At 63.2% G+C, this 18,618-nt stretch carries 17 protein-coding genes and 1 pseudogene; 5 read left to right on the top strand and 13 right to left on the bottom strand.

Going from position 1 to position 18,618, the window contains the following annotated elements; all coding sequences use genetic code 11:
- Window positions 1-30: 30 nt before the first annotated feature.
- The 8 genes from murB to AA0Z93_RS15385 form a co-directional block, all read right to left on the bottom strand.
- Window positions 31-1,050 carry a UDP-N-acetylmuramate dehydrogenase gene (murB, locus tag AA0Z93_RS15420; protein ID WP_413048054.1) on the bottom strand — a complete coding sequence of 340 codons (1,020 nt, stop codon included), beginning with the start codon at window positions 1,048-1,050 and terminating at the stop codon, window positions 31-33.
- Window positions 1,047-1,511 (bottom strand): low molecular weight protein-tyrosine-phosphatase, encoded by a 465-nt coding sequence (locus AA0Z93_RS15415; RefSeq protein WP_413048055.1) that lies wholly within the window; start codon window positions 1,509-1,511, stop codon window positions 1,047-1,049. Before AA0Z93_RS15415 ends, murB begins: the two co-directional genes overlap by 4 nt.
- Window positions 1,511-2,275, bottom strand: coding sequence for a 3-deoxy-manno-octulosonate cytidylyltransferase (gene kdsB, locus AA0Z93_RS15410; protein WP_413048056.1), 765 nt, complete (start codon window positions 2,273-2,275; stop codon window positions 1,511-1,513). Before kdsB ends, AA0Z93_RS15415 begins: the two co-directional genes overlap by 1 nt.
- Window positions 2,272-2,457 carry a Trm112 family protein gene (locus AA0Z93_RS15405; protein ID WP_312934037.1) on the bottom strand — a complete coding sequence of 62 codons (186 nt, stop codon included), beginning with the start codon at window positions 2,455-2,457 and terminating at the stop codon, window positions 2,272-2,274. The genes kdsB and AA0Z93_RS15405 overlap by 4 nt, the downstream gene beginning before the upstream one ends.
- A gap of 40 nt (window positions 2,458-2,497) precedes the next feature.
- Window positions 2,498-3,490 carry a tetraacyldisaccharide 4'-kinase gene (lpxK, locus tag AA0Z93_RS15400; RefSeq protein ID WP_413048057.1) on the bottom strand — a complete coding sequence of 331 codons (993 nt, stop codon included), beginning with the start codon at window positions 3,488-3,490 and terminating at the stop codon, window positions 2,498-2,500.
- Window positions 3,490-3,924 carry an ExbD/TolR family protein gene (locus tag AA0Z93_RS15395; protein WP_413048058.1) on the bottom strand — a complete coding sequence of 145 codons (435 nt, stop codon included), beginning with the start codon at window positions 3,922-3,924 and terminating at the stop codon, window positions 3,490-3,492. Before AA0Z93_RS15395 ends, lpxK begins: the two co-directional genes overlap by 1 nt.
- Window positions 3,921-4,556: a MotA/TolQ/ExbB proton channel family protein gene (locus AA0Z93_RS15390; RefSeq protein WP_296268769.1), complete on the bottom strand. Its 636-nt coding sequence runs from the start codon at window positions 4,554-4,556 to the stop codon at window positions 3,921-3,923. The genes AA0Z93_RS15395 and AA0Z93_RS15390 overlap by 4 nt, the downstream gene beginning before the upstream one ends.
- Before the next feature lie 84 nt (window positions 4,557-4,640).
- Window positions 4,641-6,881, bottom strand: coding sequence for a DNA internalization-related competence protein ComEC/Rec2 (locus AA0Z93_RS15385; RefSeq protein WP_413048059.1), 2,241 nt, complete (start codon window positions 6,879-6,881; stop codon window positions 4,641-4,643).
- Between the two features lie 140 nt (window positions 6,882-7,021).
- On the opposite strand from AA0Z93_RS15385, the pseudogene AA0Z93_RS15380 reads away from it, so the two are divergent.
- Window positions 7,022-7,528 (top strand): annotated as a pseudogene (locus AA0Z93_RS15380) (DUF2062 domain-containing protein); the annotation flags it as partial.
- A gap of 3 nt (window positions 7,529-7,531) precedes the next feature.
- Here the strand turns inward: AA0Z93_RS15380 and AA0Z93_RS15375 are convergent.
- The 3 genes from AA0Z93_RS15375 to AA0Z93_RS15365 all read right to left on the bottom strand — a co-directional run bounded on the left by AA0Z93_RS15375 (window position 7,532) and on the right by AA0Z93_RS15365 (window position 10,007).
- Window positions 7,532-8,311, bottom strand: coding sequence for an ABC transporter permease (locus AA0Z93_RS15375; RefSeq protein ID WP_413048060.1), 780 nt, complete (start codon window positions 8,309-8,311; stop codon window positions 7,532-7,534).
- Window positions 8,308-9,240: an ABC transporter ATP-binding protein gene (locus tag AA0Z93_RS15370; RefSeq protein ID WP_413048061.1), complete on the bottom strand. Its 933-nt coding sequence runs from the start codon at window positions 9,238-9,240 to the stop codon at window positions 8,308-8,310. Before AA0Z93_RS15370 ends, AA0Z93_RS15375 begins: the two co-directional genes overlap by 4 nt.
- Window positions 9,241-9,383: 143 nt before the next feature.
- Entirely contained in the window at window positions 9,384-10,007 is a 624-nt protein-coding gene (locus AA0Z93_RS15365) for a glutathione S-transferase (protein WP_413048062.1), read from the bottom strand.
- A gap of 209 nt (window positions 10,008-10,216) precedes the next feature.
- Between AA0Z93_RS15365 and AA0Z93_RS15360 the strand changes: the two genes are divergently transcribed.
- From AA0Z93_RS15360 to AA0Z93_RS15345, 4 genes are all read left to right on the top strand, one after another.
- Window positions 10,217-12,664 carry an acyl-CoA dehydrogenase gene (locus tag AA0Z93_RS15360; protein ID WP_413048063.1) on the top strand — a complete coding sequence of 816 codons (2,448 nt, stop codon included), beginning with the start codon at window positions 10,217-10,219 and terminating at the stop codon, window positions 12,662-12,664.
- Window positions 12,665-12,852: 188 nt separating this feature from the next.
- Complete coding sequence (locus tag AA0Z93_RS15355) at window positions 12,853-13,263, top strand: PA2817 family protein (protein ID WP_413048064.1); 411 nt, start codon at window positions 12,853-12,855, stop codon at window positions 13,261-13,263.
- Window positions 13,264-13,397: 134 nt separating this feature from the next.
- Complete coding sequence (locus AA0Z93_RS15350; protein ID WP_413048065.1) at window positions 13,398-13,940, top strand: fimbrial protein; 543 nt, start codon at window positions 13,398-13,400, stop codon at window positions 13,938-13,940.
- Between the two features lie 73 nt (window positions 13,941-14,013).
- Window positions 14,014-14,736 carry a molecular chaperone gene (locus AA0Z93_RS15345; protein ID WP_413048066.1) on the top strand — a complete coding sequence of 241 codons (723 nt, stop codon included), beginning with the start codon at window positions 14,014-14,016 and terminating at the stop codon, window positions 14,734-14,736.
- 14 nt (window positions 14,737-14,750) lie between these two features.
- Here the strand turns inward: AA0Z93_RS15345 and AA0Z93_RS15340 are convergent, their stop codons facing one another.
- Together AA0Z93_RS15340 and AA0Z93_RS15335 are read right to left on the bottom strand one after the other, a co-directional pair.
- A complete protein-coding gene (locus AA0Z93_RS15340) occupies window positions 14,751-16,235 on the bottom strand; it encodes a hypothetical protein (RefSeq protein ID WP_413048067.1) in 1,485 nt (494 codons plus the stop codon).
- Between the two features lie 53 nt (window positions 16,236-16,288).
- The gene (locus AA0Z93_RS15335) at window positions 16,289-18,490 is read right to left on the bottom strand and encodes an autotransporter outer membrane beta-barrel domain-containing protein (RefSeq protein WP_413048068.1); all 2,202 of its coding nucleotides are present in this window, start codon (window positions 18,488-18,490) and stop codon (window positions 16,289-16,291) included.
- Window positions 18,491-18,618: the final 128 nt, after the last annotated feature.

Raw genomic sequence — 18,618 nt, 5'->3', positions numbered from 1 at the left:
GTAGCTACGATAAAGCGCTTGGGATGGTCCTCAGCAGAGATTAGGCTCCATCTCCAGCTCGACGCCGAAACGCGCGCGAATGTCGTCCTGGATCTTGCCGGCCAGGGCGTGCAGTTGAGCTCCGCTGGCCTGGCCGTAATTGACCAGCACCAACGCCTGCAGACGATGCACACCGGCATCGCCCTCGCGATAGCCTTTCCAACCAGCGCGTTCGATCAGCCAACCTGCGGCCAGCTTGACGCCCTGCTCGCCTTGCGGATATGCCACCAGATCGGGATAGACGGCACGGATGCGGTCGGCGCATGCGCTGGACACCACCGGATTCTTGAAGAAGCTACCAGCGTTGCCCAGAACCTCAGGATCCGGCAACTTTTCGCGACGGATGCTGCAAATGGCCTCGCTGATGGCCTGAGCGGTCGGCTGCTCAATACCCTGCTCCTGCAAGCGCTGACGCACCGGTCCGTAGCCCAGGTGCGGATCGAGGGTACGCTTCAACGCGAAGCGCACGCGCAGAATCAGCCAACGCCCAGGGTTGGCCTTGAACACGCTGGCGCGGTAGGCGAACGCACAGTCTTGCAAGTTGAACTCGCGCATGGCACCCGTCTGCCGGTCCAGCGCAGTCAGACCGGCGAACACGTCCTTGATCTCGACGCCATAGGCACCGATGTTCTGCATGGGCGCGGCACCGACGGTGCCAGGAATCAAGCTGAGGTTCTCCATGCCGCACAGGCCTTGAGCGAGGGTCCACTGCACGAAGGGATGCCAGGGCTCGCCCGCTTCGGCCTCGACCAGCACATGCTCGCCGTCATCGGCGACGATGCGCCGTCCACGGCTGGCCATGTGCAGGACCAACCCATCGACATCCTGGGTTAACAACAGGTTGCTCCCCCCACCGAGCACCAGCACGTCCAGCCCACGTTCGGCCGCTGCGGTCAGCGCCTGCAACACATCGGCGTCATCGTGTGCCTGCACCAGGTGGCGGGCCTTGACGTCGATGCCGAAGGTATTGAACGGCTTGAGCGATACGTTCGCTTGCCACTGTGCCGTCATAGGCGCCCCTTGATTTCGACCAGCAAGGCCTGGCAAGCGTCCTCGATCAGGTCGAGCACCTGCTCGAAGCCGTCGGCACCGCCGTGGTAGGGGTCGGGCACCTCGTCGATCCGCGCGCCATAGCGGCGCAGGAACAGGTCCAACTCCCCAGTGGCATTGCTTGGGCGCAGCGCTTGCAAGTCGCGCAGGTTGCTCGAATCCATGGCCAGCACCAGATCGTAATCGGCGAAATGCGCAGGCGTGACTTGCTGGGCGCGTTGGCGCGACAGATCGTAGCCACGCGCCAACGCGGCGCGGCAGGTACGCTCGTCAGGCCCTTGACCTACATGCCAATCGCCCGTGCCAGCGGAAGCCACCTCGACTCGGTCGGCCAGCCCGGCACGCTGCAGATGTTGACGCAGCACGCCTTCGGCAGTCGGCGAGCGACAGATGTTGCCCAGACACACGAACAGGATGCGCATCAGTGCTCCAGCAGGCGACGAACGCGCTCGAGGTCTTCCGGGGTATCCACGCCCACGGCCGGGGCCTCGAGCGCATCGGCCACATGGATGCGCACACCGTGCCAAAGGGCACGTAACTGCTCCAGCGCCTCGGTCTGTTCCAGCCAGCAGGGCCCCCAGGTGACGAAATCTTGCAGAAAGCCCACACGATAGGCGTACATGCCGATGTGACGGCGATACGGCACGCCTTCGGGCAACTGGTCCTGCTGCCTGGCGAACAGGTCACGGGCCCATGGCAACGGCGCTCGGCTGAAGCTCAGGGCCAGGCCGTTCTTGTCGCTGACCACTTTCACCGCATTGGGATTGAACACGGCCTGCGGCTCGTGGATGGCTTCGGCCAGGGTGGCGATACCGGCCTCGGAATGCGTCGCCAGGTTGGTCGCCACCTGGTCGATGATCACCGGTGGAATCAACGGCTCGTCACCCTGCACGTTGACCACGATGGCGTCGGCGGCCAACCCGAGCAAGGCAGCCACTTCGGCCAGTCGATCAGTGCCCGACTCGTGCTCCGCACGCGTCATCACCACCTCGGCGCCGAATGCCTTGCAGGCGTCCAGAATGCTGACGTCATCGGTGGCGATGACCACCCGCGCGGCGCTGCTTTTGCACGCCTGTTCCCAGACATGCTGCACCATCGGTTTGCCGGCGATGCTCAGCAGAGGTTTGCCGGGCAAGCGGGTGGAGCGCAAGCGGGCCGGGATGACCACGGTGAAGTCGAGGCTCATTTGTCCAGGCGCTCCTCGTCGGTCAAGGTACGCGCTTCGGTTTCGAGCATGACGGGAATGCCATCGCGGATCGGGTAGGCCAACCCGGCGCTCTTGCTGATCAGCTCGGTTTTGTCGGCGCTGAGCTTGAGTGGGCTCTTGGTGATCGGGCAAGCCAGGATGTCGAGCAGTTTGGTGTCCATGAGTACGTCCTAGGGGCCAGGGGCCAAAGGTGGCTGAGGTTCAGAGCAGGCGCTGCAATTGGGCGTCGAACCAGGCGCTGAAAGCGGGGCTGGGGTGGGCGTCGACCGCCAGGTACCACCAGTCGGGCTGAGCGAAGGCGCGGCATTTGACCGCGTCTTTTTCGGTCATGACCAACGGCAGCGACGGGCTGAAGTCCAGCGCTTGCGGGCTGAACTGGGCATGATCGGCGAAAGGATGGGCCAGTGGCTGCCAATCCAGCGCTTGCAGGGTATCGAAGAAACGCTGGGGGTTGCCGATGCCGGCCACGGCGTGCAAGGCCTGGCCGACGGGAAAGTGGTTCAGAGGGCGACGTTCGCCCGTGCACAGGTTGACCAGCGCACTGGGCAGCAACTGGAACGCGAAACCGGGAGCAACGTCGCTGGCGGCGCCGTTGTACAGCAAGGCGTCGACGGCTTGCAGGCGTTCGACCGGCTCGCGCAACGGGCCAGCCGGCAGGCAACGCCGGTTGCCCAGGCCACGGGCCGCATCGATCAGCACCAGCTCCAGGTCGCGTGCCAGCCGATAATGCTGCAAACCGTCATCGCTGAGGATCAGATCGAGCGGCTCGGCCGCGAGCAGGGCCTCGACCGCACGCCCGCGGTCAGGGTCGATCATCAGCGCTACGCCGGTGCGCTGCACGATCAGCAGGGGCTCATCGCCGGCCTGCTCCGCCGTCTGTTGCGCTTCGACCCGCCAGGGCAGCGTCGGCGGTTTGGCGCCGTAGCCGCGGCTCACCACACCCACACGCAGGCCCTGCTGGCGGCAGTGCTCGATCAACCAGAGGATCATCGGCGTCTTGCCGGTGCCGCCGACGGTGACGTTGCCCACCACGACCACGGGTACCGACGCGCGATAGCTGGCCGTGGCTCCGGACAAGAACCGCGCCCGCTTGCGCCGGACCACATGCCGATACAACGCCTCCAGGGGGCGCAACAGCACCAGCGCCGGATGACCGGCGTACCAGGCCTGCAGCAGGCGGTCGGTCAGGCTCATCACGGCGTGCCCTGAGCCGCCTCGACGGTGGTCATGCGCAACTGGCTGAAGCCCAGTTTGCCGGCCGCGTCCATGGCGGTGACCACTGCCTGATGAGGGGTCTTGCCGTCGGCGCTGATCAGCAATGGCTGAGTGTTGTCGCCTGCGCAGGCGCGCTGCACGGCGTCGATGAGGGTGTCGAGGTCACTGCGCGGCAACAGGTTGTTGTTGACCGAATAGACGCCTTCGGCACTGATGGTGATTTCCACTTGGCGCCCAGGCTCCGCCGCAGGCGGCGTGGCACTGACCGATTCGGGCAGCTCCACCCGTAGCTGGTTTTCCCGGGTGAAGGTGGTGGTGACCACGAAGAACAACAGCAGGACGAACACCACGTCGATGAGCGACGCGAGGTTGATGTCGACGTTTTCGCGACGACGGTTGCGCCGGAACTTCACGCCTTCGCTCCGCTGATTTCGACTTCGCGGTCACCCTGCAGCACTTCCACCAGCTTGATCGCTTCCTGCTCCATACCCACCACCAGCTCGTCGATGCGGCGCAGCAGGAAACGGTGGAAGAACACGGCCGGGATGCCCACCATCAGGCCGGCGGCCGTGGTCACCAGTGCCTTGGAGATCCCGCCGGCGAGCACCGCCGCGTTGGCGGTCATCTGCGAGCCCATGAAAGCGCTGAAAATGTCGATCATGCCCAGTACGGTGCCCAGCAAACCCAGCAACGGCGCCATGGCCGCGATGGTGCCCAGGGTGCTGGTATAGCGCTCCAGCTCATGGATGACCCGCGAAGCCGCTTCCTCGATGCACTCTTTCATGATGTCGCGCCCGTGCCTGGAGTTGGCCAGACCCGCGGCGAGGATCTCGCCCAGCGGCGAGTCGGCGCGCAGCGCCTTGAGCTTGTCGCTGGTCAGTTGCTTGTCCTTGATCCACATCCACACCTGACCCAGCAGGTGCGGTGGAGTCACACGGCTGGCACGTAAGGTCCACAGGCGTTCGACGACGATCGCCAGGGCGACGATGGAACTCAGAATGATCGGCAGCATCATCCAACCGCCCGACTTGACCAATTCCCACACGTGAGTCACCCCCTCGAAAAAAGGCCGTCACTTTACCATAGGTAGCGTTGCCACTGGCCTGCCGCGAGCGATCGGTGACAGCACTCAACGCGGGGCCTGTTCGCTAGGTGGCGGATCGCGCCAGAAGCGCCGTTCGGCCCGCAGCCGGCGCACCTCGCCATGGCTGCCCAGGCGCAGCGTCAAAGCGCCGTGCGCTGCGGTGTCGTGCACTTGCATACGATGGCGCTGGTAGCGCGCCAGCACCTGCAGGTGGGGATGGCCGAAGCGGTTGCCGCGACCTCTGGACACCAAGGCGCCGCGCGGTGACAAGGCGCGCAGGAAAGGCTCGCTGGAAGAGCTGCGGCTGCCATGGTGGGGTGCTTGCAGCCAGTCGACGGCGGGCGGCTCGGGCTGTGCGAGCCAGGCGCGTTCCGCGCCGCGCTCCATGTCGCCGGCCAGCAGCAGGCGTTCGCCCCGGGCCTCGACCAGCAGTACGCAGGAGCGCTCATTGCTGCTGGCAGCGCCCGACCAGCGCCAGAGCGAAAATTCGACGCCATCCCAGGCCCAGCGTTCGCCCGTGCGACAAGGCTCGGCCTGCATGCCGCCAGGCAGCTCATCGGGTTCGCCGCTGACTACCCGGCTTATCGACAGACCTCGCTGCAGCGCAGCGGCGCCGCCCGCATGGTCGGCGTGGGCGTGGCTGATCAGCATCAGGTCGAGTTGCCTGACCCCCAGCTTGCGCAAGGTGGGCACTACCACCTGCTCACCCAGGTCCAGCTCGCCGTATGCCGGGCCGGCATCGTACAGCAGCGCGTGGTGACGGGTCCGCACCAGTACCGCAAGGCCTTGACCGACATCCAGGTGCAGCACTTCGGCCTGGCCTTGCGGAACGCTCGACACTGGCGCCCAGAGCGCCAGCAGCATCACCGCGCCCAGTCCACGCAGCGGCACCCCGCGCGGCAGCAGCAGCACCAGTGTGCCGCCCATCACCAGAAGCCTGGCCCACACCGGTAGCGCCGGCGGCTGCCAGGCCGGTTGCCACAGCGCCGCATGGCCGAGCGCTTCGAACAGCACACTCAGCCCACCACCGGCCAGCCATAGCAGCCACTCGCCCAGGCTGCCCAGCCAGAGCAAGCTGGTGCCTAACAGCGCCAGGGGCAAGACGACGAAACTGACCCACGGCACCGCCAGCAGGTTGGCCAGCGGCGCGCTCAGGCTCACGGGTAGGCCCAGGGCCAGCAGCACGGGCAATAGCCCCATGGCGATCACCCACTGCGCACGGTTCCAGGCCTGCCAAGGTCGCCAGCCGCCTAGCCGACCGGCAAAGCCATAGATCAGCACCGCCACAGCTGCGAACGACAGCCAGAACCCCGGTAACAAGCTGGCCAACGGTTCTATCAGCAACACGCCGTTCAATGCCAGCAGCCACGGTAAGCTTGCGCCCATTTGACGAAAGCGTAGGCGCCACAGCAGCACCATCGCCAGCATCAGGCAGGCACGCTGCACGGGCACCTGGAAACCCGCCAGCCCGCCATAACCCAGCGCCGCCAGCAACGACAGCCCGCAAGCCCAGGGCAGCCAGGGCAATCGCGAGGGCCATGCGCCAAGGCGCGCGAGCCCCGCGATCAGGCCATACACCAGCCCGGCCAACAGCCCGACGTGCTGACCGGAGATCACCAGCAGGTGTACCGTGCCCGTGTCGCGCAGCACCTGCCATTGCGCCGGGCCGATACCACTGCCATCGCCCAGTACCAATGCCACCAATGCGGCCTGCTGACCCTGTGCATCGACACCGAGCAGGCGCTGGCGCAGCGCTTCGCGCCGGCCGGGCGTCGAGCTTTGCAATCGCTCGCCAGCCTTGACCGTGCCAATGGCACCGATGCGCCGCGCCAGCAGGCTGGCCTCACGATCGGGGCCGTGGGGGTTGAGCAGCCCATACGGCCGCTTGAGCGTGACGGCCAGGCGCCACCGCTCCCCCGCCAATACCGGCGGCCCGTCGAACCAGCTCAATTGCACGCGTCCGGGTAACTCGGCGCGACGCGACTCAGCGCCTTGCAACTCGAAGCGCACACCCCGTGCCGAATGGACTGGCAGCCCGACCACCTGGCCTTCGAGCCACAACGTGCGGCCATCCAGTTCGAGGGCCAGCCGATCCGCGAGCGCCAAATGCGCCGAGGCGCAAGCCCAGCACAGCCCGAGCAACAGCCAGCCGGCGAACCCACGCTGCACGCACAGACAAACGACGGCCAACAGCGATCCGGCCAGCAACCAACCGACCGACGGCAATATGGGTAGAAAACGCAGCGACAGTAGGCCCAGGGCCAACGCGAACATCCCTGTGCGCATGGGTTGGGGCTCCCTCTAGTGGACGACCCACTAGCAATAGCCTACGGAGAAGCGTTGCTCGCTTAACAATTGTCACAAACTCTGAACGAGACGGCCGAAGGATGCGGGCATACTGCACCGTCCAACGCCCGGGGGCCGCCATGCCGCGTCGTCTGTTCAAACGCTATCTGCCCGATCCGACCAGCATTCGTGAGCACAAGCACTTACGTTTTTTCGGTCGGCTCCTGCATGACCCGAACCTCTGGCACCTGAACCGCCATTCGGTGTCACGGGCGATGGGTATCGGCCTGTTCGCCGCACTGATTCCCATCCCCATGCAGATGCTGCTGGCGGCCGCCCTGGCCATCCCAGCGCGGGGCAACCTGCCGATCGCGATCAGCCTGGTGTGGCTGACCAATCCACTGACCATGCCGCCGGTATTCTTCGTTACCTACATGACGGGCGCCTGGTTGTTGCAGGTGCCGCCACGCAGCCTACCCGAAGACGTCACGGTCGAATGGGTCACCGGGCAATTGGCGACCCTCTGGCAACCTTTCCTGCTGGGCTCGGTGGTATGTGCAGTCGTGCTGGGCCTGCTCGGTTACTGCGGCACCCTGCTCTACTGGCGCTGGTGGGTGGGCCGACAATGGCGTCGACGTTCGCACAGAGCCTCAGGCGCGCATGCCACGCCCGCTGACCAACAGACGAACGCACACTACGTACAGCACCACGGTTGCGACCAGCATGAAGGTGATGGCCGTGCCGATGCTGATGTCCGATACGCCGAGGATGCCGTAACGGAACGAATTGACCATGTGCAATACGGGGTTGGCCAACGACACCGTCTGCCAGAACGGCGGCAATAGATTGATCGAATAGAACACGCCGCCCAGGTAGGTCAGCGGCGTCAACACGAAGGTCGGAATGATCGAAATGTCATCGAAGTTGCGGGCGAACACCGCATTGACGAAGCCCAACAACGAAAAGATGGTGGCCGTCAGCAATACCACCAGGACCGTGATGCCCAGGTGATGAACCTGCAGGTGGGTGAAGAAGAACGACAGCAAGGTCACGATCACGCCTACCGCCAGGCCGCGCAGCACGCCGCCCAGGGCATAGCCGACGAGAATGGTATGTGGCGATACGGGCGATACCATCAGCTCCTCGATGGAGCGTTGGAACTTGGCCCCGAAGAAGCTCGACACCACATTGCCATATGAATTGGTGATTACCGACATCATGATCAGGCCCGGCACGATGTACTCCATGTAGGTGAAGCCGCCCATGTCGCCGATCTGCCGGCCGATCAGATTCCCGAAGATGACGAAGTACAGCACCATGGTGATCGCCGGCGGCAGCAGGGTCTGCGGCCAGATGCGCAGGAAGCGGCGCACTTCGCGATAGACGATGGTGTTGAGGGCGACCCAGTTGGTGCTTAGTTCCACGCTCATACCGCCACCTTCGACAAGTTTTTCTCCACCAATGACACGAACAACTCCTCCAGCCGGTTGGTCTTGTTGCGCAAACTCTGCACTTCGAGGTTCTGCAGCGCCAGCTGGGCGAACAAGGCCGTGATGCCGACATCTTTGTCGACTTGTACTTCCAGGGTATGCGGCGTCACCAACCGGGCCGGGTAACCGTGCAGCGTAGGCGCCACGGTCAGCGACTGCTTGATGTCCAGCAGGAAGGTCTCGACGTGCAGTTTGCCGAGCAACTGACGCATGCTGGTGTTTTCGACGATGGTGCCGTGGTCGATGATGCCGATGTTGCGGCACAACTGTTCGGCTTCCTCCAGGTAGTGCGTGGTGAGGATGATGGTCACCCCCTTCTGGTTCAGCTCGGTGAGGAAGGTCCACATGGAGCGGCGCAATTCGATGTCGACGCCTGCGGTAGGCTCGTCGAGGATCACCAGGCGTGGCTCGTGGATCAGCGCCCGGGCAATCATCAGGCGACGCTTCATGCCACCGGAGAGCGAACGCGATGGCACATCGCGCTTGTCCCACAAACCCAGCTGGGTGAGGTATTGCTCGGCACGTTCCTTGGCCAGCGCGGGTTTGATGCCGTAGTAACCGGCCTGGGTGACGACGATGTCGAAGGTCTTCTCGAACTGGTTGAAATTGAATTCCTGCGGCACCACGCCCAGGTTGCGTTTGAGCGCGGCGGGTTCGCGGTCGAGGTCGTGGCCGAACACGTTGACGGTGCCGCTGGTCTTGTTCACCAACGTGGAAAGAATACCGATGGTCGTGGACTTGCCAGCGCCGTTGGGGCCGAGCAGTGCGAAGAAATCGCCTTCGGCGACGTCCAGGTCGATGCCACTGAGGGCCTGGAAGCCATTGCCGTAGGTCTTGGTCAGCTGTCGGATGGACAGGGCAGAACTCATAGCAGATCGATTACCAAGAAAGGGAGTCGGAACGCGCCAGGACAGGACACCGGCGCGATGAGTGCCGGCATGGTGCAAGGCCACGCCGCGCAAGTACAGTCATGCGTATCGATAGTGACTATCGAAAGCGTCGAGGTGTTCGATCAGCTCAACGCGCTCATCACCCCGGCCTGGTAGGCCGGACGCTGCGTCAGGCGCGCGTACCAGGCTTCGAGGTGGCGCAGCGGTGGACGTTCGATGGGCAATTCGAACCAGGCGTAAGCGAAGCTGCCCAACGGCACGTCGCCCATTCCGAGGGTGTTTCCCGACAGATAAGGCTGCGTCGCCAACGCTTGGTCGGCCATCGCAAACAGCTGGGCGCATTGCTTGTGCGCGGCATTGATCGCCAGCCAGTCGCGCTGCGCTTCAGGCGTGCGTACCAACCCCCAGAACAGTGGCTTGAACGGCCCGGCCAGGGCCGAGGTGGTCCAGTCCATCCACTTGTCGGCCACGGCGCGTTGCCGTGGATCGTCCAGGTACCAGCCCTGGGCACGACCGTATTCGGCGCACAGATAGCGGACGATGGCATTTGACTCCCACAACGTCAGATCGCCGTCTTCGAGCATCGGTACCAGGCCATTGGGATTCTTGGCGCGGTATTCGGGCTGGTCTACGACACCGAAGGCGCCCCCCGCATCGATCGAGGTGAAATCCAGACCCAACTCATGGGCGACCCACAGCACCTTGCGTACGTTGCTCGAATTCTTGCGGCCCCAGATCTTCAGCATGGCGGTGTCCTTGTTCAGTGCACGAGGCTGGCCAGTGTACGCCACCCTCACGGCCAAGTGCGTGCAGCCCGCCATGGCAGACCAAGGGTTGCCAGCGGGAACGAACTCCCGGTTACACAACCTGTCACTGCTCTGATGAGGGCCATCGCCATAGGCGAGCTACGCTCTATGCTTTCGGCCTATGCCCACGTTCCACGGAGGAAACGCTCATGTTGCTGTTGTGGCTGGTAGTGCTGGTGCTCGGCGTCGCGTATCTCACGCACCGTCGTCTGGCGCCGTTGCAGATTGTCGCGGCGATCGCCGCCTACACGGTGCTCATGGGCATCTTCAGCAAGGCGCCAGGCTGGCTGCTGGTGCTGCTTTGGGTATTCATCGCGCTCGGTACGGCGGTGCTGGTGCTGCCCGAATGGCGTCGCAAGACCATCAGCAGGCCGACCTTCAACTGGGTGCGTCGCACGCTGCCGCCGATGTCGCAGACCGAGCGCGAGGCCATCGACGCCGGTACCGTGTGGTGGGACGGCCAACTGTTCAGCGGTCGTCCGGACTGGGACACCCTGCTCGCCTACCCTGCTCCGCGTCTGACCGAGGAAGAGCAGGCGTTCATCGACGGGCCGACCGAAGCGCTGTGCGCCATGGTCAGCGATTGGCAGATCGGCCAGGACATGGACCTGCCTGAGCAGGCCTGGAGCCATATCAAGGAAAACGGCTTCTTCGCCTTGATCATTCCCAAGGAATTCGGCGGCAAGGGGTTCTCGGCCTATGCCCACTCGCAGGTCGCCATGAAGCTGGCGACTCGCAGCGGCGACCTGGCCTCCACGGTGATGGTGCCCAACTCGCTCGGCCCCGCCGAGCTGCTGCTGCATTACGGTACCGACGAACAGCGCAGCCACTACCTGCCTCGCTTGGCCCGCGGCGAAGACATTCCCTGCTTCGCCCTCACCGGCCCGCATGCCGGTTCCGACGCCGGCGCCATGACCGACACCGGCATCGTCTGCAAAGGCCAATGGCAAGGCGAAGAAGTCATCGGCCTGCGCCTGACCTGGGAGAAGCGCTACATCACCCTGGGCCCAGTGGCCACCCTGCTGGGTCTTGCGTTCAAGGCCTACGACCCCGAACACCTGCTGGGCGAGCAGGAAGAACTGGGTATCAGCCTGGCGCTGATTCCTACCGACACTCCGGGCGTAGAGATAGGCAAGCGCCATTTGCCGCTCGGGGCAGCCTTCATGAACGGCCCCAATAGCGGCAAAGACGTCTTCGTGCCGCTGGACTTCCTCATCGGCGGCCAGAAGATGCTCGGCAAGGGCTGGATGATGCTGATGAATTGCCTGTCGGTAGGTCGCTCCATTTCGCTGCCGGCCGTAGGCACCGGCGCGGCCAAGTACACCAGTCTGGTCACGGGGCAGTACGCCAACATCCGCGAACAGTTCAATGTGCCACTGGCCGCATTCGAAGGAATCCAGGAATCGCTGGCGCGCATTGGCGGCAACGCCTGGCTGATGGACAGCGCACGCCTGCTCACCGCCAAGGCGGTGGATCTGGGCGAAAAGCCCTCGGTGCTCTCGGCCATTCTCAAGTACCACCTGACCGAACGTGGCCGCGAGTGCATCCAGCACGCCATGGACGTACATGGCGGCAAGGGCATCATCATGGGCCCGAACAACTACCTGGGGCGCAACTGGCAGGGCGCACCGATCTTCATCACGGTCGAGGGGGCCAACATTCTGTCGCGAAACCTGATGATCTTCGGTCAGGGTGCGATTCGCTGCCATCCTTACGTACTCAAAGAGATGGCGCTGGCCAGCCGCGGGGACCACGAGCAGGCGCTCAAGGAATTCGATCCGCTACTGATGCAACACGTCGGCTTTGCCATCCGTAACGCCGCCAGCACGCTGGTCCTGAGCCTGGGGCTGGGTCGTTTCGAGCGTACGCCAGGCGATGCCCTCAGCCAGGCCTACTTCCGCGCCCTCGACCGCCAGGCCGCCGCATTCGCCATGCTCGCCGACCTGTCGATGATGCTGCTGGGCGGCTCGCTCAAACGCCGCGAGCGTCTCAGTGCACGCCTGGGCGATGTATTGAGCTATCTGTACCTCTCCTCGTCCGCCCTCAAGCGCTACCACGACCTGGGTTCGCCGGAGCACATGCAGCCGTTGCTGCGCTGGGCCATGGAGGAAAGCCTGGGCAAGGCCGAACAGGCCCTCGATCGGCTGTTGGACAACTTCCCCAACCGCTTCGTCGGCTGTGCATTACGCGTATTGGTGTTCCCGTTCGGACGCCGGCATACCGGCCCGAGCGACGAGCTGGATGCCGAAGTGGCTGGACTGATCGGCCGCAGCAAGGGCGACCCGGCTCTGGAGGAGTTGCTCTGTGGCTGCTTCAGGCCGCAGGCCGAAGGCGACCCGGTGGCGGCATTGCAACGGGCGAGCGACTTGCTCGAGCACACTGCGCCACTGCACAAAACCCTGCGCCAAGCCATCAAACAAGGCACCGTTCAGCCAACCCCCGGCCAGTCTCTGATTGATGCTGCGGTGCACAGCGGTGTGCTGCAGGCCAGTGAAGGCCAACGCCTGCACGAGGCCGAGGCGGCGCGCAGAGTGGTCATCGACGTAGATGCCTTCGATAAGGAGCAATTGCTGCCTGGACAGGGCAAGGTGCGCTGAACGATAGGCGGCTTTTGGCTGTGACCATGGGAGCGGATTCACCTGTGATGGCCTGCATGCGGTCTCACAGGTGGATCTCCACCGCCCGGGTCGTGCCGGCTCTGCCGGCCACGGTGAATGCAACGGCTCCCACAGCCATCAACCAGCGTATACTCCGCGCCCGTTTCAACGACACGAGGACCGCCTCCATGGCCAATCCCCATCTGGAATACCACCTGCAACTGCTCAACCACCTGCGCACCATACTCGTGGCGCTGGGGGAAGCCGAGCAAGTACCAGAAGAAAGCCACGCGCTGTTTCTCGAGCGCTTCGACGAACTGCTTACGCTTCTGCCGCAAGATCCGCTGGAAAGCCAGTACCTGGGTCAGGATCTGATCTGCCAGGTGATTCAGCGCTACCCCCAGGTCGCTCATTTGGTACCCCGTGATCTGCTGTGGTTCTTCGGCGGCGACTGCCTGCACTTCATGCCAGATGACGAGCTGGACCTTTACCAGCAACTCGAAGAACGTCGCTACGAAGCCGAGCGTAATGAACAACGGTTTGACTGGAATCAGGAAAAACAATTGTTATCGATGCAGAACACCGACGCCAGCCACTAGCATCACCTCGAAAATCTTACGCCTTCAAGTCGATTTCCCTTACAGCCCCTGCCCCCCTTCCTCCGTAGTCTTGCGCTCCCCGGCAGCCTTTGGGTCTGCCAAGCGGGGCATAACTAAGACTACGGATGATTTCCATGAAAAAAACCTTGATCGCCCTGGGACTGACCCTGGGCAGCCTCACCGGCGTGGCCCATGCCAACACCGGTTCCATCAACTTCCATGGACAGGTTACAGCCGGCACCTGCTCGATCGAGATCGTTGACCCGACTACGGGCCTGCCGCTGAGCCGAGTGTTCATGGGTAACGTCCCGGCCAGCAATTTCGGAGCGGTCGGCACCGAGTTCGGCATGCGTGCATTCTCGATGCGCGTCACACCAGGTACCAACTGCGTGACAGCCAGCAAGAAAGGTGTCGTGACGTTCACCGGCGCCTATGGCGCAGCCGGCGCGGGAAGTGACTTGCACGCTCTGGAGCCGGGTAGTGCAACTGGCCTGGCACTGGCCATCAAAGACGACACCGGCACGCTGATCGCCAACGGTAGCGACTCGAGAGACTACGACCTGGATGACACCAACCCGACCGACATGCTGTTCTCGGCGAGCTACCGCTCGACCGCTGCCACTGTAGCCGCCGGTACCGCAAACACGGACATCGCGTACGTCTTCACCCTGAAGTGATGTGCCATGCCCGGCTATCGTTGGGTCTATAGCCGGGTGTTCTTCTGCCTCATATCTGCTATCACGGTCCCCCATGAACTTTCGCTTCCAACGCCTCCGCCATGGCCTGTTCGGCGTGAGCCTGGCCGCTTGCTTGCCCAGCGCCGAGGCCGCATTGACACTCAACGCAACGCGGGTGGTCCATACCAGCGACTCGCGCAGCTCGTCGGTCGTAGTCGCCAATCCCAGCAACCGCACGTTCGCCGTGCAAACCTGGGTCAATACCGAGCAGGACGATACCGCCAGTGCGGTACCGCTGATACCGGCGCCCGTCCTGTTCCGCCTGGACCCTGGCAAAGAGCAGATGGTGCAGATCAATGGTTTGCCCAATGATCTGCCGCAAGACCGCGAGTCACTGTTCTTTTTCAATGTCCAGGAGATTCCACAGCAGGTCAGCGGCACCGAGAACGTACTTAACATTGCGCTGCGCACCCGCATCAAACTGTTCTACCGGCCCAGCCGGCTCAACGGCAAGCCGCAGGATCAGCTCGACAAACTGAGGTGGTCGCTGCAGACACTGGACAGCAAACCCCATCTGGTTGTCGACAACCCTTCTGCGTATCACTACACCTTCGACCGTCTGCAGGCAAACGCCGGAAATCAGCTGCAAGACCTGCAAGCCACGGCCATGGTCGCGCCCTTTGCTCGACAAACCTATCCACTGCCATCGGCACTGACACGCCCGAGCAAGGTCGTCTTCACGACCATCAACGACTACGGTGGAGTGTCCCAGGAAATGACCGCGCAGGTTCACTGAGCACATGCGCTCGATCAAGCCACCAGCGTCAGCTGCAGTTCGAAATCGCTTGCGGTCGGCCAACTCGCCCCCGCATCGAGGCTGACGCTTACCTGTACCAACAGCCGGCTGCCTAATGGCTGGTTTTGCAAAAAAGCCTTAGGAACGGTCAACGTGCCGCCGCTTCCCAACACCCCAGCATCCATATCCGCTTGCGTCACCGGATAAGCAGCCGTCACGGTATGCTCAGCCCCTGCCGGGCCCAGGACCCGTACCTTGACACGCTGGTCGGTGCTGATCAGCGACCAGGCCTCCTGAACGATCCGTGCGGCACTTCCCACCTTGGCCAGACTCAACGTGTCACTGTCGGCCTCCAGCACTTGCGGCGGCGGTGCATACGGCCTGAAGGCAAGCACCTTGACCAGGCGCCGAGTCGATTCATCGTCGCTGGCCTTGTAGTACAACGGGAGAGTCTTGCCACTGTGAGCTGCCAGGCATTCGTAGGGGATGGTGAAGGCGAGCGTACCGGGGGTGCCCTTTATAGTCGCGGCGCCCAAAGACGCCGGCTCGGCCCACTGCATTTCGACAGGTTCCTGGCTGCCCACCCCTGCATCCTGCGGGATAAAAGCCTCGAGTGCCCCCCTCAGCGAGTTCAGGTCAAGCACTACCGTCTCGCTGGTGCCGGAGGCCTTCGGCAGATCCGGCCGGGACAACAACCTGGGTGCAGGGGTCGCCTTGACCACCAGGATCAGCGCTTGTGATGCGACGCTCACGTTGCCTGCACGGTCGATGATTCGATAATGAACGTGGCGTTCACCGTCTCCACGCTGACGGATCAGATCACCGGAAAGCACCAATTGCACGGACTTGCCAAGATCGGCGCTGGTCAAAATCCGCTCTTCGACCAGGTCTTGGTCGCCTTGCTGGCGATCCCAGTAGTAACGGATACAGTCACCGACCATTGGCGAGCGGTAGTCAGGCAGTGTCGCCACCACTTGGTCGCCATTGTTCTCCAGGTATTCGACCGTGACCCCGTCGGCAATGACTTGGGGATCGAAGAGCAAGCGGCTGTCAGGGCTCGCCAAAGCAGGCGCTGTCAGGTCGATGGTCAAGGTCAAGGGTGCAGAACTGGCCGTTTGACCATTGAACACCGTCACCTCATAGCGAAGGACAGGCCGACCCTCCAGCAGAAAACGTACGGGCACCTCGAATACGAGGTCCTCGGGCGAGATCGGAGACGTCCAGCTTCGTCGTTCGATTTCAACGTCATTCCAGAACAACTTCAGGGTTTCTTCGCCCCGCTCCGGATCCGAATTGGGCCACGGCAGCACCTCCACACGCAGGGGCTGGATGAGCGCGCTGATCGGCACCAGGTTGCTTTGCCCGCCCGGCACGTCTGCGAGCGACTGCGGCACCACCGGCAAAGGCCCGGCGCTATCGAATGGGGAACCGGCCGCAGGAAGACTTGTTGCTGCTCGCCCACGACAACGTGCGATCCATCCAGCGATTCGTTCGAGCATGAGTTGTCACTCCACAGATAAAAAAAGGAAGGCCTGAGCCTTCCCTGTTTTTCCTACCAGTTGTAGCGCAGCCCCAGGTTCGCGCCCCAAGGCTGTTCGATTCGCTCGCCGTTGCTGTAGTCCAGATCGGCGTGGACCTGCCAACGCTCGGCGAACGACATCGCCAGCCCTACACCAAGCTCTCCCCTGGAACCTGCAAGCTCGTTATTGAAACGGTTGCCGTTGGTTTTGGCCGCATTGTCAGTCGCGAACTCGTGGGCCAATGCCGCCCGTACATAAGGTTGTACGGTCTGCCCTGAGCCCAAGTCGAAATTGCGTCCGACGGTAGCGCCAACTTTACCCAGCAAGGAGCGGGTACGTTCGCCATCGACCTGGAGACCATTGTCCAACTGATAGTTGGCCCCTCGAATCTCGACCGCCGACCATTGCGTGTAGGGCTCGATGAAGTAGCCACCACCCAGCGGGATGTTGCGCCCGAACTCAAGCGACGCGCCAACACCATGGTTGCGGTAGTCACCTTCGGTGCGTGTGCCATCGCTGAGATTGATCTTGCTGCTGTTGTCGAACCGGTTGAACTTGGCCACGCCGTCGAAGTAGTAGCCGCTATCGGCGTCCAGCCAGGTGGTGTACAGCCCAACGTAGTAGCTCTTGACCTCACCTGAGGCACCGCGGGCGACATCCAGATCGGAACTGCTGTGGCCTGCCATCACCCCTACCAGCCATTGGCCATCGCCATAAGGCAGCGGCGCATCGGCGCCCAGCGACACACCCTGCTGCACCTGCGTGTAAGCGGCGCCCGAGGCAGGCGAGACGTTGAACTTGTTGCCATAGGTGCGAATCCAGCCCCCGGACTTGCGCTCGTCGAGGCGCAGCTCGCCCATCCGGCTGCGCAAGGTGCTCAGCTCGCCATACCAGACGCTGGGTGCGGCGTTGAACAGCGCCAACACCGAAGCGGTACCAGGGCTGATGACTTTGCTCGATCCATCGAGGTACCAGTCGTTGTCACGCTGTACCAGCTCGTAAGAGAACGCGCCCAGGTCAACCGGACCATTCGCCAAGCTGAACTGCGCATCACCGGCGTCGGCATGCACCAGGTGTAGCGAGTTCTGTTCGGAAGGCTCGGCGCCACTGCTGCCTACCAGCAGACTGTGGCTGCCGGTCGCAGTGCCGACGGTAAGAAAATCGGTCTGGCCGGTGGAAAAATCGGCGTCCATGACGAAGGTGCCGCTGCCGCTGAGGGTGCCGAGTTGCAGGGTGCGGTACTCGGTTGGCGCACCGAACCGGACCACACCGTCATTCATGGCAAGCGCGCCGATTTGGCTGTCTTCGATCAAGTTCCAGCTGGCCTGGCTGGCAAGGCTCAGCCCGGCGACATTGACCAGTCGGCCAGTCAAGCTGGCTTGGTTTTCAAGGGCCAGGTTGGCAGTGGAGCCGGCATCGGCGACTACGTCTCCCTGTAATTGGCTGGCGTCGACACGCAGGTTGGCGGTCGAGTTGGCAGTTACCTGCAACAGGACGTCATTGCCACCTATCAGGTTGGAACCTGGGCCCACGGTGATCGTCGTCGTTCCCGCAGGCAACGTGCCGGAGCCCACGGTGATGGCCGGGCCGGTCAGGCCTTCGACTCGCGAACCTACAAGGGTGACTTCGCTGGCGCCACCAGTGTTGTCACCAAAAATTCGCAACCCGGTCGGGCCACCGGTGAAAGTGCTGTCCTGCGCAATGAGCTTGCCGCTACCGGCCAGCGTCACAGCAGGCGACCTGGCACTGCTCTCGAACGTGCTGCGCACAGCGTTCAAGGACGACCCAGAACTCACCGTAGCAGCGCCATTGGTGCCTTGCACGTAGCTGTCGGTCACTTGCGCCGACGAACCCACGCCCGCGGTGTTGCGACTCAGACGGATCCCGACGTTGCCTGCCAAGATGCGGGCGTTGTCGCTCACGCTCGTGGTGCCGCCCGACAGCAGGTCGATGCCATCGAAGCTGCCGCGCGCATTGATCTCTCCGCCATTCATGATGAAGGTCGTATTCTGGTTCGTGGTCACAAAGTCGATATCGGCGCCATTGGCGGTGAGGACAGCGCCCTCCTGCAACCGATAGTCGTTGCGCGGCGTTTGCGCAGTAATGGTCCGCTCCCCAACCACCGTGACAGTAGCGCTGGCCAGCGGACTCACCGCAAGGGCGAGCGGCGCGAGCAAGGCCCAGGCATGCGTCGGCAGCGACGGGCAGTTCAGAGCGGGTTTGGGTAGGTGCATCGGTCTAGTCCCCTCGTTCAGCAGGGGCGAACGAATCGCCCCGTCAAGTCAAATCGAAAGGCAGCAAGGCTATACAGACACGTCTGCCTTTGATGTCAGAAAAGTCTTCAACATCAGATCAACCTGCC

The sequence above is a fragment of the Pseudomonas phoenicis genome (assembly GCF_047302395.1).
GTDB lineage: Bacteria > Pseudomonadota > Gammaproteobacteria > Pseudomonadales > Pseudomonadaceae > Aquipseudomonas.
The sequence above is the reverse complement of the archived record's forward strand: the minus strand, read 5'-3'. Positions and strand labels throughout refer to the sequence as shown.